The organism is Acinetobacter sp. SM34 (assembly GCF_022012365.1).
Classification (GTDB): Bacteria; Pseudomonadota; Gammaproteobacteria; order Pseudomonadales; family Moraxellaceae; genus Acinetobacter.
The window spans coordinates 87,770-101,588 of record NZ_JAKLTP010000012.1 but is presented as its reverse complement, the minus strand read 5'-3'; the positions used below and the strand labels follow the sequence as shown (position 1 = coordinate 101,588).

14 protein-coding genes, 4 tRNA genes and 1 pseudogene are annotated in these 13,819 nt (G+C 42.0%); 6 read left to right on the top strand and 13 right to left on the bottom strand.

The features are described 5' to 3' along the window. Positions 1 to 96: 96 nt before the first annotated feature. Complete coding sequence (locus tag LZZ98_RS11325) at positions 97 to 1,839, top strand: FAD-dependent monooxygenase (RefSeq protein WP_237787934.1); 1,743 nt, start codon at positions 97 to 99, stop codon at positions 1,837 to 1,839. A gap of 152 nt (positions 1,840 to 1,991) precedes the next feature. Beyond that, entirely contained in the window at positions 1,992 to 2,240 is a 249-nt protein-coding gene (locus LZZ98_RS11320) for a hypothetical protein (RefSeq protein ID WP_237787933.1), read from the top strand. A gap of 73 nt (positions 2,241 to 2,313) precedes the next feature. Here the strand turns inward: LZZ98_RS11320 and LZZ98_RS11315 are convergent, their stop codons facing one another. From LZZ98_RS11315 to LZZ98_RS11285, 7 genes are all read right to left on the bottom strand, one after another. Then, the gene (locus tag LZZ98_RS11315; protein WP_237787932.1) at positions 2,314 to 2,760 is read right to left on the bottom strand and encodes a DUF2726 domain-containing protein; all 447 of its coding nucleotides are present in this window, start codon (positions 2,758 to 2,760) and stop codon (positions 2,314 to 2,316) included. Between the two features lie 54 nt (positions 2,761 to 2,814). Then, a tRNA-Asn gene (locus tag LZZ98_RS11310) sits at positions 2,815 to 2,890 on the bottom strand. Between the two features lie 103 nt (positions 2,891 to 2,993). Next, positions 2,994 to 3,245, bottom strand: coding sequence for a hypothetical protein (locus LZZ98_RS11305; RefSeq protein WP_237787931.1), 252 nt, complete (start codon positions 3,243 to 3,245; stop codon positions 2,994 to 2,996). A gap of 252 nt (positions 3,246 to 3,497) precedes the next feature. Then, positions 3,498 to 3,573, bottom strand: a tRNA-Asn gene (locus LZZ98_RS11300). Between the two features lie 5 nt (positions 3,574 to 3,578). Continuing rightward, positions 3,579 to 3,654 (bottom strand) — tRNA-Asn (locus tag LZZ98_RS11295). A 158-nt stretch (positions 3,655 to 3,812) separates the two neighbouring features. Next, positions 3,813 to 4,439, bottom strand: a complete 627-nt coding sequence (locus LZZ98_RS11290) for a superoxide dismutase (RefSeq protein WP_086175333.1) — start codon at positions 4,437 to 4,439, stop codon at positions 3,813 to 3,815. A gap of 153 nt (positions 4,440 to 4,592) precedes the next feature. Continuing rightward, the gene (locus LZZ98_RS11285) at positions 4,593 to 5,351 is read right to left on the bottom strand and encodes a Nif3-like dinuclear metal center hexameric protein (protein ID WP_237787930.1); all 759 of its coding nucleotides are present in this window, start codon (positions 5,349 to 5,351) and stop codon (positions 4,593 to 4,595) included. Positions 5,352 to 5,522: 171 nt separating this feature from the next. On the opposite strand from LZZ98_RS11285, the gene LZZ98_RS11280 reads away from it, so the two are divergent. Continuing rightward, the gene (locus LZZ98_RS11280; protein ID WP_237787929.1) at positions 5,523 to 6,704 is read left to right on the top strand and encodes a S1C family serine protease; all 1,182 of its coding nucleotides are present in this window, start codon (positions 5,523 to 5,525) and stop codon (positions 6,702 to 6,704) included. Positions 6,705 to 6,863: 159 nt separating this feature from the next. Here LZZ98_RS11280 and LZZ98_RS11275 read toward each other — a convergent pair. After that, positions 6,864 to 6,939, bottom strand: a tRNA-Asn gene (locus LZZ98_RS11275). A gap of 238 nt (positions 6,940 to 7,177) precedes the next feature. Between LZZ98_RS11275 and LZZ98_RS11270 the strand changes: the two genes are divergently transcribed. After that, the gene (locus tag LZZ98_RS11270; RefSeq protein WP_237787928.1) at positions 7,178 to 7,636 is read left to right on the top strand and encodes a hypothetical protein; all 459 of its coding nucleotides are present in this window, start codon (positions 7,178 to 7,180) and stop codon (positions 7,634 to 7,636) included. Between the two features lie 94 nt (positions 7,637 to 7,730). On the opposite strand, the gene LZZ98_RS11265 is transcribed toward LZZ98_RS11270, so the two are convergent. Together LZZ98_RS11265 and LZZ98_RS11260 are read right to left on the bottom strand one after the other, a co-directional pair. Next, complete coding sequence (locus tag LZZ98_RS11265) at positions 7,731 to 8,165, bottom strand: PaaI family thioesterase (protein WP_237787927.1); 435 nt, start codon at positions 8,163 to 8,165, stop codon at positions 7,731 to 7,733. 147 nt (positions 8,166 to 8,312) lie between these two features. Continuing rightward, entirely contained in the window at positions 8,313 to 8,561 is a 249-nt protein-coding gene (locus LZZ98_RS11260) for a hypothetical protein (protein WP_237787926.1), read from the bottom strand. A gap of 295 nt (positions 8,562 to 8,856) precedes the next feature. Here LZZ98_RS11260 and LZZ98_RS11255 point away from each other — a divergent pair, with 295 nt between their 5' ends. Further along, positions 8,857 to 9,708, top strand: coding sequence for a DMT family transporter (locus LZZ98_RS11255; RefSeq protein ID WP_237787925.1), 852 nt, complete (start codon positions 8,857 to 8,859; stop codon positions 9,706 to 9,708). Between the two features lie 109 nt (positions 9,709 to 9,817). Here the strand turns inward: LZZ98_RS11255 and LZZ98_RS11250 are convergent, their stop codons facing one another. The 3 genes and pseudogenes from LZZ98_RS11250 to map form a co-directional block, all read right to left on the bottom strand. Further along, the gene (locus LZZ98_RS11250; protein WP_237787924.1) at positions 9,818 to 11,044 is read right to left on the bottom strand and encodes a pyridoxal phosphate-dependent aminotransferase; all 1,227 of its coding nucleotides are present in this window, start codon (positions 11,042 to 11,044) and stop codon (positions 9,818 to 9,820) included. Between the two features lie 307 nt (positions 11,045 to 11,351). Continuing rightward, positions 11,352 to 11,772, bottom strand: a pseudogene (locus LZZ98_RS11245) (hypothetical protein). 162 nt (positions 11,773 to 11,934) lie between these two features. Beyond that, a complete protein-coding gene (gene map, locus LZZ98_RS11240; RefSeq protein WP_237787923.1) occupies positions 11,935 to 12,762 on the bottom strand; it encodes a type I methionyl aminopeptidase in 828 nt (275 codons plus the stop codon). Between the two features lie 207 nt (positions 12,763 to 12,969). Here map and rpsB point away from each other — a divergent pair, with 207 nt between their 5' ends. After that, on the top strand, positions 12,970 to 13,722 hold the full coding sequence (rpsB, locus tag LZZ98_RS11235; protein WP_086175302.1) for a 30S ribosomal protein S2: 753 nt from the start codon (positions 12,970 to 12,972) through the stop codon (positions 13,720 to 13,722). Positions 13,723 to 13,819 lie beyond the last annotated feature (97 nt).

Genomic DNA, 13,819 nt, shown 5'->3' with positions numbered 1-13,819 from the left:
CAACCATAGTTTAAGCCTATGGGTGTTCTGTAAAATAAGGATGTTGCATACACTGAGATCAGACAGCTGAAGGGTAGCATGGAAAAGGAGTATGTGATGTCTGAGCAATTTGATGCGGATGTGCTGGTGGTAGGAACAGGTCCTGCTGGGTCAACCTTGGGACTGGCATTGGCCAATTATGGCATTAAAGTCCAGCTTTTTACCCAGTTTAGCTGGCTGGCCAACAGTCCACGTGCGCATATTACCAATCAGCGTGCCATGGAAGTATTACGTGATCTCGGTATAGAAGAGCAAGTCAAGCAAATTGCCACGCCTTGGGAACAGATGGGAGAAAGCCTGATTACTACTAGTCTGGTCGGGGAAGAAATAGCCCGTCTTAGCGCCTGGGGTACTGGGGATGAGCGACATGGCGATTATGTCAAAGGCAGTCCATGTCCGCTGGTAGATTTGATCCAGCCTAAAATGGAAGCATTGTTAGCAAAGAATGCCGCCGAACGCGGTGCGATTTATAACTTTAATACCGAATATCTGTCTCATACCCAGGATGAACACGGTGTGACGGCAACTTTTCTAAACCGGATTACCAATACCGAGTTTAGCTTGCGGGCCAAATATCTGGTGGGTATGGATGGTGCACGTTCTAAAATTGTCGAGCAGTTAAATCTGCCGCTGGAAGGCATCATGGCACGTGCTGGTACAGTGTATGTGACCTTCAAGGCGGATTTAAGCCAATATGTGCAGCATCGTCCGGCGATCCTGCAATGGATTGTCAATCCCGAAGCCAGCTTTGGTGATTTGGGGATGGGGCTGTTGCGTGCCATTACGCCATGGAATCAATGGATCATGGGCTGGGGCTTTGACATCAGTAAAGGTGAACCGCAGGTGACTGAAGCACAGGTACGTGCCCGCCTGAATGCCTTTGTCGGGGCGGAAGTTCAGGATGTAGAAATTGAAAAATTGTCTTACTGGTATGTCAATCAGACCTGGGCCACAGAATATTCGGTAGGGCGGGTATTTTGTGGTGGTGATGCCGTGCATCGTCATCCACCTTCTAGTGGTCTGGGGTCAAATACCTGCATGCAGGACGCATTCAACCTGGCTTGGAAACTGGCCTATGCTGTTCGTGGCTGGGCCAAAGAAAGCCTGCTGGATTCTTATACGGTCGAACGTGCACCTGTAGGCAAGCAGATAGTCGCCCGTGCCAATCAATCCCGTTTTGACTATAAGTATCTGAAAGAAGTCTTTGGTTTTGATCATGGTGTAACGACACAGGCAGAGATGTTACAGCGAATTTTTGCTGAAGATGATTCTGGTGCTGAAATTCGTCAAAAATTATTCAAAGCTCTGGAAATTAAGCATTTCGAATTTAATGCGCAAGGGGTAGAGCTGAATCAGCGTTATGATTCATATGCGGTGATTGCCGAGGTGACAGCAGAAACCTTTGCTCAAGACTCACAGCTTTACTTGCAGGCAACGACACGCCCGGGTGCAAAACTGCCACATACCTGGCTGATTGATGCTAAAGGACAGAAGCAATCAACCCTGGATATCGTGGGACATGGCCGTTTTAGCTTGCTCACCGGACTGTCTGGTACAGGCTGGAAAAATGCGGTACATGCCCTGAATCTGCCTTATCTGGACGTGATTCAGATTGGTTCCCGGGAATATCGCGATGTTTATGGGACATGGAACCAGAAATCTGAAATCCATGAAGCGGGGGCTGTACTGGTACGTCCGGATGGTTATGTGGCTTGGCGGATGCAAGACAAACCGGAAGCTGACTTTGATTATCAAGCAGCCTTACGAGAGGTACTGTTAAAAATTCAGCTTACTGTTTGACTTTGATGGGTTTTGACTGGGAAAAAGCCGGTTTCGACCGGCTTTTTTTATAAGAATCTAAAAAACTAGGCTGATAAGTGGTTGAGACAGTTTAGGGTTTTGTTATATTGGACGGTAAATTTAGTGTGTAAATAAACTGACAGGTATTGATTATGTCGCAATCAGGGTCGAAGCCAAATCCCAAAAAGATGATCATTCTGATGAGCCTTGGGCTACTTATTCCGATTTTTCTTGTCTCTATGGCCTATCTGGCAGTCAGTAGCGATGAGAAAAACCAGCAGAAATATAAGCAGCAACAGGCTGAAATGCTGGAACGGATCAAAGCCCGTGAGGCGGCAGAAAGATCTGCTTCTGCGGCGACTGTAGAACCTTCTACTTCTACCCAGCAAGGCAATAAATAATTCATCGTTATATTGAGCTTATTGTATTGGGAGCCACCGCATCATACGGTGGCTTTTTTATGACGAGCACAGATTAATTGAGAATATCTTTTTTTAAGCTATGAACACTGGGGATATCGGTATAGCGATAGACCTGATAGCCGGCTTCATGCAGCATGGCATCGCGTTCGGCATCTTCCTGCTCTTTGCCTATATGGCTTGGATCATCCAGTTCAATAATAGCGACTACCTCAAGTTTTTGATTGAGTAAAACGAAGTCGGTGACTTTACGATTAAACTTGTTGCGGATTTTAAAGTTATTGTTGGTGATGAGAGCGCTAAAAGCCACTTGAGCCAGAAGATGATGTTGGGGGAAGGTTTCTTTGAGACGAATAAACATCTTGCTTTCGAAAGGCGTGATTACGCGTTTGGGAAAGAATTTTTGCCGTGGCTTGAACAGTTGCTGAAAAACAAGGGTCAGCAAGGCTAGGCTGGCAATACAACCAATAAGGAAAAAAGTGAATTGACTTGAATCGAACACAGCACAATCTTGATATAAGAAAAAACCCACTCAGTTGAGTGGGTTTTTAGAATCTGGCTCTCCAACCTGGGCTCGAACCAGGGACCTGCGGATTAACAGTCCGTCGCTCTACCGACTGAGCTATTGGAGAATCTGGTACGCATTCTATGTATCTCAGCGTACAGGGTCAAGGGCTGAGGGTTAAAAAAACCATGAAAATGAATTGAATGTTTTAAAAATAAACTTATTACTGATTATTTAAGTGCTTTTATTAGGTTTATATAATTTTCTTTGCTTTGTAAGGGCTCTGCAGCACGGCATTCATTGATCAATTTCATCAGCTCGGCTTGGCTGAGCTCAGGCTTGAGCTGTTGTTGAATGTGTTTTAAAACCTCCGGGTTCTTTTGCGGTAAATTACGGGTGCAATGAAATAAGCGTTCATACATGAGCGCGGAAGCCTGCTTTTTATTTTCAGAATTTTGGCTGCATTGAAACACTGCGAACATGACAACAATCAAAATAATCCAAAAAATGAGAGATTTTAACCAGGTTGCATTCATAGAGTTTTATTAAAGTCTTTTTATTAGAATGAACATAACTAAATTTTAATCGGCGAACAATAGATAGGTGAATGGTCAACAATTTGGAGGCTGGTAGTTAAGCCAAAAGTTTAAAAAAGTATGGGTTATATAAGAAGCGAAGCGAAATTTAACCAATAAAAAAAGCCCACTTCATCATGAGTGGGCTTTTTAGAATCTTGGCTCTTCCACCTGGGCTCGAACCAGGGACCTGCGGATTAACAGTCCGTCGCTCTACCGACTGAGCTATGGAAGAATAGATGGCTCTCCAACCTGGGCTCGAACCAGGGACCTGCGGATTAACAGTCCGTCGCTCTACCGACTGAGCTATTGGAGAATCTGAAGCGCATTTTAGGGATGAAAACTCAAGTCGTCAACCAGATAATGTAAAGAAATGAATCATTTGCTTTATTAATATTCATTTAGAATGCAAAAGCAAAAAAATCACCCATAAAGGGTGATTTTTTAAACGGAAAAATAAAATAATTTCAAATCTTATTTTTCAACGCCCGCAGCTTGACCTGCAAGTTTAGCGTTAGCGTAGTCCCAGTTTACCAAACTTTCTAGGAAAGTTTTGATGTAAGCAGGACGTGCATTACGGTAGTCGATGTAGTAAGCATGTTCCCAAACGTCAATAGTCAACACAGCAACTTTACCGTGAGCAAGTGGAGTATCAGCATTTGAAGTTTTAAGAATAGATAAGTTGCCATTTACTTGGTCAGCAACTAACCAAGCCCAACCTGAACCGAATTGAGTTGTTGCAGCAGCAGCAAATTCTTCAGCAAATTTTTCGTAAGAACCGAAAGCTTCATCAATTTTAGCAGCTAAAGCACCAGTCGCTTTACCGCCACCGTTTTTAGCCATACAGTTCCAGTAGAATGTATGGTTCCAAACTTGAGCAGCATTGTTGAATACGCCAGCTTTAGCAGCATCACCAGCAGTTGCAGTGATGATTTCTTCTAAAGTTTTACCTTCAAGGTCTGTGCCTTTGATCAGGTTATTCAAGTTTACAACGTAAGTGTTGTGGTGCTTGTCGTGATGGTATTCTAAAGTTTCTTTGCTGATGTGCGGAGCAAGATCTTCATAACCGTATGGAAGTGCCGGTAAAGTAATCGTTGTCATGTTTTCAATTCCTTGCATTTTGCTGGGTTTTAACATTAAGTGGCTTTATTGTAATAGATTCTTGAGGGAAATTGCGCATTGCTTATAAATAACAATACAGAATAAAGCCTGAATTTATACGTATAAAGAAAATGTAAAACCGCTCATGTTGAATTAAATCGGATTGTTTAATTCGAAGTAACTATACTCAATATCAAACTGTTCTGAAATAGCTTTTGCCAGCCTTTGCACACCATAACGCTCGGTTGCATGATGTCCGCAGGCATAATAATGCACATTCAATTCCTTGGCTTCATAAAACGTCCGTTCACTGACTTCACCGGAAATATAGGCATCACAGTTTTGCTCCGCCGCTTTGCCAATAAAATCTTGCGCGCCACCGGTACAGAAACCGATTTTCTGGATTGTTTTTTTATCCGCAGCAAGATGAATGGCATTAAAACCTAAACATTCCGATATATACTGCTTAAAGTCTTCGGCAGACATGGGCTGTTTTAAATAACCAATATTGCCAATCGGGTTGCGCTCGCCAGGATCTAAAGCTTCAATCTGTTCAAGTTCTAAAATGTCAGCAATGGCAGCGTTATTGCCTAAAGCAGGATGTGAATCTAAGGGCAGGTGATAGCCTACCAAAGAGATATCATGTTGAATTAAGCTTTTAATGCGTTTGCCGCGCATACCCGTAATTGGGTAGGGTTCACCTTTCCAGAAATAGCCATGATGAACCAAGAGCAAGTCCGCACCTTGTGCAATGGCTGCGTCAATCGCATCTTGTGATGCAGTCACCGCACACAAAATTTTATTGACCTCGGGTTTGCCTTCAATTTGCAAACCATTTGGTGCATAGTCTTTAAATTCGTGTGATTTCAGGGTCTGATCACACCACTGAATAATCTCGTTGAGCTTTGCCATAAATGTCCCGGAAGCCTAAATATTTAATCTCATCAAACCATATTTTAAATTGTAACTAAAGCATCACAAAACTCTTGAATTATTTTTATGTTTCCATCTCTATTTCATTTTACAATGACACATAAATTACTTAGTCATCAACGAATTAAAATATTGTTAGAGGAAATTAACGTGCGTCGCACCTTTTCGTGGTTACCTTGGGTTTTACTCATTTTGGTTACTCTCGGTTTTCTAGTATGGCAGCAAAATCAAAAGCCCAAAGCACCTGTTGCGGCTGATGGTATAAAAATGCCTGTGGAAAAAGTAGAGCCATTAGTCAATACCAACCGAACAGGTGGAGTCAGTTCTTATAGTGCAGCAGTGAAAGTTGCAGCACCTGCCGTGGTGAATATTTTTACTACTCAGAAAGTGAATAAGGCTGAGCATCCGCTGTTAAATGATCCTGCATTTCGTGAGTTTTTTGGTGATCAGGTTCCAGAACAATTTGGTCAGGAACCAAATGAAAATAGCCTGGGTTCAGGAGTTATTGTTCGTGCAGATGGTTATATCTTAACCAATAATCACGTAATTGCTCAGGCTGAACAAATTGTGGTGGGATTGAATGATGGACGTCGTGCAGTTGCAAAAGTGATTGGCACAGACCCGGATTCAGATCTTGCTGTGATTAAGATCGAGCTGGATAAGCTTCCGGTGCTACCTTTTAAATTGAGTGGAAATGAAGTCGGGGATGTGGTGCTTGCGATTGGTAACCCGTTTGGTGTGGGACAAACCGTAACCCAAGGGATTATTTCTGCAACCAACCGTTCGGATTTGGGTATCAATACCTATGAAGACTTTATTCAGACCGATGCAGCCATTAATCCGGGTAACTCTGGTGGTGCATTGATTGATGTAGCGGGTAATCTGATTGGTGTAAATACCGCTATTTTCTCTCAATCCGGTGGTTCGCTCGGGATTGGTTTTGCCATTCCAGCCAAGGTTTGCCAGCAAATCCTGAATTCAATTTTGAAAGATGGTCGTGTGGTTCGTGGCTGGCTGGGTATTAGCCTGATGCCGGTGCAACAGGAAAACATTCTTGAGCCTAAGCAAAATGGTGTGGTGGTTGCAGACGTGTTGCCGAATGGTCCGGCTGCAAAAGCGGGTATTCACAAAGGTGACAAGATTATTCAGGTCAATGGTGAACTCATTACTTCAGCTTCTCACCTGATTAATTATGTCGCGTTGCAAGCCCCGAATAGCCGCATTAACGTTGAAGTGGTACGTGATGAGAAACCATTAACGCTGAATGTGGTGGTGACCGAACGTAAAGCACAGAATAATAATTCACAATATATTCCTTTACCTCAGCAATAAGGCAATCTTTAGATTGATCAATATTGAGATGGGGTAAATAGATAAAAAGCGCATTTCGATGCGCTTTTTTATTGGGTGATTTTCATGGTTATTAAAGCAGAGTTACAAATAATCAAGGCAAAAAAAAGCCCGCTTTAGTGCTGCGGGCTTTTTCGTATTTGGCTCTCCAACCTGGGCTCGAACCAGGGACCTGCGGATTAACAGTCCGTCGCTCTACCGACTGAGCTATTGGAGAATCTGCATGCGATTATAAGGAGATTTTTCAGGGGGTCAAGCTAAAAGTGTCATGATTCCTTAATTTTTCTACCGTATGCTTTTTATTTAAACAACTAAATTGAAAATGTTAAAAAAACTTGCACAGCCAAAATGGGCTTGTTAGATTAAATTCATAACAGAGCGTTTGAATGAAAGTTCAAACAGTGTGGATTTCAACCAACTTGCCAGCACTAAAATGGCTAAACAGGAGAAAGCGAATGCATACGCTGACCATTGCCGAAATTTTTTCAAATTTATCTTTTTATCAAGACAATTACCTTTCAATTATTCACGATCCAGAGTGCTATCAAACAGCCGTAGAGGATGCTTATATTCAGGTCTGGCCTGTGGGCACTCAGGCTTTATATCTGGGCGATTTATTGCAGTTGTGGTTTAGTGATAAATGGTTAATCGATTCACCCTGTCAATTGCTCCTGGACAGCTATTCCAAGGGACGTAAGCAGCCCTTGCAGCGTGAGCATGACCTGTATTTGTATCAATTAAATGGTAGTGCTTTATCGGGACGCAATAACTCTAAAGTCTGGTCTGTTTCAGAACAGAAGAAACTCTCGGTTTCTCTGGATAGCGTATTTAAGTATTTATGTATCTATAAGGGAACTTCGCGTCCGGAAGTGTCTTTATCAGCACTCACAAAATCGTTTAAATCAGCCGTTTAATTATGCATAAACAATCATGCATTAGCATAAGAGCTTAGGAAATGACTTAAGCTCTCTCACCATCTTTCAATACTCATTGAATGATCAGGATGTGCTATGGACGGATAATCATGCAAGTTGCAGTGGCATGAGCATAAAGTTTGCCATCTTCATCGACAATTTTCCCTTCAGAAATACCCAGGTTCTTACTGATATTAATGATCGTGCCAATTGCGAGGAGTTCTTTGTTCTGCGGAATTGGACGGCACATTTTTACATTTAAATCGATTGTGCCGTAGCCAATGCCTGCTTCCAGCATGGAAAAAACTGCACATCCGGTAACTGAGTCTAAGACTGTGGCGGCAAACCCGCCGTGCACGCCGCCAAGCGGGTTTAAATGGCGCTGATCCGCTTTGACTTTAAAATGCACTTCACCCAGTTCAACTTTTTCAGTCAGCATGGGAATGGTTTCGCTCATTGAGGGTGCTGGAAGTGTTCCGGCGCACATTGCCTGCATAATTTCTAAGCCAGACATTTGTTGAGGATTCATTCTGTTCGTCCTTAATTTGAATTAGGTTCCTTTTTGGAACTTAAATCCAATTAATCAAAAAACAGACTGAACGTCAACGCGTGTAAATGGAACGGTCAGTCCATTCCATAGGATTTGAATTTGCACTTATAAGATAGATAGATTTATTTAGTGGCTATAAGACAGATAAGTTTTATCAAAGCTGTCAAATTGCTGCAGAATTTTCATGGCGATTTCCTCGCCTGTGGCCCAAGTGGTGACTGATGTTTTTGGGTTAACATCAATAATGTCTAGATTCAGACAGAGGGTCTGCGGGCTTTCAATAATAATAAACTGAGGCGAGCGGGACTTTAAGCACTTGGCAATATAGCGTTTAATATTTTCTTTTTGATATACATCAATAATTTTATAGCGCATGTGCTGCCCTCGATTGTCTATCTGCATTATTTGAACGTATTTTAAAGTTTAAATGAAACTTTTTACAAAGGTATTAAAAAGTTAAATGTATCAAGAAAGTATTTTATTAGATTTGAACAGTAAGAAATCATGCAGCTTAAGCGTCGATTTTAAGTGCTTAGTGAGCTGAATGTTGCTGTGCTATTTTAAGCTGGCTAATCTATGAATTGAATAAGCATAAGTAGAAAAGCCTTATGGATTTCATAAGCGGAATTCGCTATATCTAAGCGATGCTGTTGAATAGGGACGCTCAACCATGTTGCTTAAAATCATGATTGCCATGCTGGCTTTTGCTGCGAATTCGGTTTTATGTCGTCTGGCGCTTGCAGAACAGCAGATTGATCCCATGAGTTTTAGCCTGATTCGGGTATGCAGCGGTGCAGCTGTTTTGTTGCTGCTCTATATGCTTTCTGGGCATAAAGCCAAAATAAGATGGAATATTAAAAACGGATTTTTTCTAGCGCTGTATATCATTGCTTTTTCATTGGCTTATTTGCATATCGATGCAGGTGTAGGGGCATTACTGTTATTCGGCACAGTCCAGTTAAGCATGGTTGGCTATGGCTTGTGCCATGGTGAAAAAATCAATATGCGACGTGGCTTAGGATTAGCTATTGCGATTTTAGGCATTCTGATTCTTTTACTTCCTGGCGCCTCGGCACCTCATTTAGGTTATGCCGCGATAATGGTGCTTTCAGGAATAGGCTGGGCGATGTACAGCATTGCGGGCAAGAACATGCAGAATCCATTGGCAAGTACATTGGCAAATTTTGTGATAGCCATTCCTTTTGTGTTGCTGGCGTACATCGCTTTTTACCCCCAGAGTTTTGTGCATATTCAAGGGATACTTTTGGCACTGTTATCTGGCGGTTTAGCTTCCAGCGGGGCTTATGTGCTGTGGTATAGCATTGTGAAGCGTATTGATCGTGTAACAGCCAGCAGTGTGCAATTGTCTGTACCTTGTTTAGCTATTTTAGGTGGTGTGCTGTTTATTGGTGAGACTTTAAGCTGGAGAATTATTATTTCTGCGGTGATTGTTTTGGTGGGAATTGCGCTGGTTGTTTGTGATAAGTCTGTGTCAAATTCAGCGCTTAAAGTGAAATCATAATTTAAAATTTTAGCTATTTTTAGTGTTGTTTATAATTCTTTACATCTGAAAATATAAAAAACCCGCTTCAAGAGCGGGTTTTTCTCATCAAACTTATTGCTAAGTCAGATTATTTTTCAGCAGCAATTGAAGCAATCGCAGCGTCAACGCCTTCGATTGAATCAGCAGCTTTCTTGATACGAGCAAGCGCATCTACAAGTACTTCGTCAGCAGTTGCATAAGAAATACGCATGTAACCGCCTAGACCGAATGCATCACCAGGAACAACGGCAACACCAGTTTCTTCCAATAACCATGCAGAGAATTCTGTGCAAGATTTTAAACCTTTGGCACGAATTAACGGTTTGATATTGGCATAAGCATAGAATGCGCCGTCAGCAGGTAAGCAAGTAATACCGTTGATGTCGTTCAAGCCTTTCACAACCAGGTCGTGACGGCGTTTGAATGCTTCAATCATTGGTTCAAGAACGTCTTGAGGGCCATTTAATGCAGCTTCAGCAGCAACTTGTGAAATTGAAGTCGGGTTAGAAGTGGATTGAGATTGGATTTTTTTCATTGCGCCAATCAATTTAGCAGGACCCGCTGCATAGCCAATACGCCAGCCAGTCATTGCATACGCTTTAGACACACCATTAAGTACGATTACGCGATCGTAAAGGTCTGGTGCAACAGTAGCGATGTTATAGAATTCGTCGTCCCAACGGATTGGTTCGTACATATCATCAGAAGCAACGAGAACTTCTGGGTATTTACGAAGCACTTCAGCCAAAGCTTCTAATTCAGCTTTAGTGTAGATCATGCCAGTCGGGTTAGATGGGCTGTTTAATACCACTAAACGAGTTTTGTCTGTGATCGCAGCTTCTAATTGAGCCGGTGTGATTTTGAAACGTTGTTCTTCACCACATTTAACAACTACAGGAACACCTTCAGCAATGATCACCATGTCTGGATAGCTTACCCAGTATGGTGCAGGGATGATGACTTCATCACCTTTGTTTAACAAAGCAAGTGCCAGGTTAAAGAAGGATTGTTTACCACCGCAAGAAACCAGGATTTGGTTTGCTGCATAGTCAAGGTTATTGTCGCGTTTAAATTTCGCGATAATCGCTTTTTTAAGACCTGGAGTACCGTCAACAGCGGTATATTTAGTAAAACCGTTGTTAATAGCAGTAATGGCTGCATCTTTGATGTGTTGTGGGGTGTCAAAATCTGGTTCACCTGCGCCCAAACCAATTACGTTTTTACCAGCAGCTTTAAGTTCAGCAGCTTTATTGGTAACAGCAAGTGTAGGGGACGGTTTGATGGCATTTACACGATCAGAGAGACGTACGTCCACGGCAGTATTCCTTCTTATAGGGATTAAAAAATAAAAAGCACACTATCTTAGCCTAAATTGCGCCAAAAAGGGGAGCTCGAATATAGCAATATTGGAAAAAAGTATTTAATCCGGTTGAATCAGCTGAGCAATAAAAATTAATAATTAAGTATTTAGTCTGAATAAAAGGGCTGAGAATGACTGAAAAATGGTGGTAAAAGTGATAATTAAATGTGAAGGACTAAGTGAAAAAGAACACTACAATTAGATGGTGCACTATTTAATTGTAGTGTGTGTAGTGTTAGCAAGTTGTCACAAAAATAAAACATCAATAAGCATAATTCAGATCGGTATAATCATTTAAGGATTTTTGCAGATGGGTATTAATGAACTCATGTACATCAGCAGTAGTCATCGGTTGCCCCTGTTTGGTAATGACATGTTCAATCGGCTGCTGACCTTGGGCTGTTAATGGTATAAACAAAATTACGCGTCACTTTGAAACCTGCTTCTTCTTTGAGGATGCAAGTCACATAACGATAGCTATGCTCAAAGTTTAAATCGGTATGTGAAAATACAAACTGATCAAACAGTTTCATATTTTGACCGTCAGCCAAAGCTTTGAGTTCATCCACAATGCTGGAACTAAATTTCATGCCGTAACGTTCAGAGATAGGCTTTTGATCAATCAGTAGTGAAACGGTGTCATCATCATTTTGGGTTACGGTGACATTGCTAAAATCGGACATGAAAAATCCCTATGTTAAATTGAATTGTGCTGCAGTATGTGGAAAATAAAGTGAAAATCAATTGAGGGTGGTACAGATTTTCAGCAAAATGTTTAACTGAAGATGACTTCAAATAAAAATGGCTACAACAGGTGCAGCCATTTAAATCAATTTGAAATGAATTTATTGATTAAAGCGTGACAGATCTTCTTCAGGACGTGCAGTCAGTATTTCAACACCGGTTTTAGTCACTAAAAGGGTATGTTCATATTGTGCTGACAAGCTGTGGTCTTTGGTCACCACCGTCCATTTGTCACCTAAAATTTTGGTTTTCCAGTCGCCGCCGTTTACCATCGGTTCAATGGTAAAGGTCATGCCTTCTTCAAGCACCATACCGGTATTGGGTTGACCATAATGCAAAACTTGTGGTTCGTCGTGGAATACGGTGCCAATACCATGACCGCAATATTCACGTACGACGCCAAAGCGTTCTGATTCAACATATTTCTGGATGGCATTGCCAATATCACCAATGGTAGAACCTGGTTTTACCGTCGCAATACCGAGGTACATGGCTTCTTGCGCCACTTTGCATAAACGATCGGCAAGAATTGAAGTTTCACCGCCGACGATATACATCATGTTGGTGTCGCCGTGATAGCCGTCTTTAATGACAGTGACATCAATATTCAGAATATCGCCTTTTTTCAGGATTTTGCTTGCAGCTGGAATGCCGTGACACACTACATGGTTGACTGAAGTACAAATGACATGCTGGAATGCCGGGCGGCCAGGTGCTGCACCATAACCAAGACAGGCAGGAATGGCATCCTGTTTATTGACGATATAATCGTGGCAGATGGTATCCAGTTCGAGTGTAGATACACCCGGTTTGATATGCGGTTTGATCATATCCAAAACTTCTGCCGCCAGTCGACCCGCCACACGCATTTTTTCAATTTCTTCAGGGGTTTTAATGAGTCGACGGGGAGCTTCGTAAGTACTGTTCATGATCTTTAAAAACTTTTGGAAATTTGTGTGTGACTATGGTATAAATAGCCGCCCATTTTATCAAATGCTTTTTCGTGAATAAATTTCACGGGCTTTGTGCGATGGGGCAATAAAATCCGCACATATATCGACACATTTCTCTGGGTGCTCGCAAGAGTGGAGAATGCGGATATATGGAGGCCTAACCCAAACTTTAAGGTAAAGAAAATGGCAGATTACAACGTAAGCATGCGCGACCTTCTTCAAGCAGGCGCTCACTTCGGTCACCAAACTCGTTTCTGGAACCCAAAGATGCGCGAATACATCTTTGGTGCGCGTAACAAAATTCACATCATCAACCTTGAGCACACTGTTCCTGCGTTAAATGATGCTTTGAACTTTGTTAACAATCTTGCAAGCAAAAAGAACAAAGTATTGTTTGTTGGTACTAAACGTGCTGCTTCTAACATCATTCGTGAACAAGCTCAACGCGCTGGTCAACCATATGTAGACCACCGCTGGTTAGGTGGTATGTTGACGAACTGGAAAACACTTCGCCAATCTATCAACCGTTTAAAAGATCTTCAAACTCAATCTACTGACGGTACTTTCGCTAAGCTTACTAAACGTGAAGCGTTAGAACGTACTCGTGAAATGGAAAAACTTGAACGTGCTTTAGGCGGCGTTAAAAACATGGGTGGTTTACCTGACGCATTATTCGTAATTGACGTTGACCACGAATCAATCGCGATTAAAGAAGCTAAAAACTTGGGTATTCCTGTAATCGGTATCGTTGATACAAACTCTAACCCAGACAACGTAGATTACGTTATTCCTGGTAACGACGATGCGATCCGTGCGGTTACACTTTACGCTTCTGCTATGGCTGATGCTATCCTTGCTGGTAAAGAGTACGCTCAATCACAAGCAAATGCTCAAGCTAAAGGCGAAGAAGCTGCTAAAGAAGCTCCAGAGGCTTAATGCGTTTTGACGCAGAATTGTCATTTTTGCGACATGTAATCGTGGCAAATTAAGCGTCAAGCAAGCAAAACGGCCCAGAGAACACTTTGGGCCGTTT

What these genes read in the sequence shown, in the direction of transcription:
- map (WP_237787923.1), bottom strand. Translation starts at nt 12,762, where the DNA reads ATGAACAGTACTTACGAAGCTCCCCGTCGACTCATTAAAACCCCTGAA.
- LZZ98_RS11270 (WP_237787928.1), top strand. Translation starts at nt 7,178, where the DNA reads ATGCATACGCTGACCATTGCCGAAATTTTTTCAAATTTATCTTTTTAT.
- LZZ98_RS11290 (WP_086175333.1), bottom strand. Translation starts at nt 4,439, where the DNA reads ATGACAACGATTACTTTACCGGCACTTCCATACGGTTATGAAGATCTT.
- LZZ98_RS11265 (WP_237787927.1), bottom strand. Translation starts at nt 8,165, where the DNA reads ATGAATCCTCAACAAATGTCTGGCTTAGAAATTATGCAGGCAATGTGC.
- LZZ98_RS11285 (WP_237787930.1), bottom strand. Translation starts at nt 5,351, where the DNA reads ATGGCAAAGCTCAACGAGATTATTCAGTGGTGTGATCAGACCCTGAAA.
- LZZ98_RS11255 (WP_237787925.1), top strand. Translation starts at nt 8,857, where the DNA reads ATGTTGCTTAAAATCATGATTGCCATGCTGGCTTTTGCTGCGAATTCG.
- LZZ98_RS11260 (WP_237787926.1), bottom strand. Translation starts at nt 8,561, where the DNA reads ATGCGCTATAAAATTATTGATGTATATCAAAAAGAAAATATTAAACGC.
- LZZ98_RS11325 (WP_237787934.1), top strand. Translation starts at nt 97, where the DNA reads ATGTCTGAGCAATTTGATGCGGATGTGCTGGTGGTAGGAACAGGTCCT.
- LZZ98_RS11320 (WP_237787933.1), top strand. Translation starts at nt 1,992, where the DNA reads ATGTCGCAATCAGGGTCGAAGCCAAATCCCAAAAAGATGATCATTCTG.
- LZZ98_RS11305 (WP_237787931.1), bottom strand. Translation starts at nt 3,245, where the DNA reads ATGTTCGCAGTGTTTCAATGCAGCCAAAATTCTGAAAATAAAAAGCAG.
- rpsB (WP_086175302.1), top strand. Translation starts at nt 12,970, where the DNA reads ATGGCAGATTACAACGTAAGCATGCGCGACCTTCTTCAAGCAGGCGCT.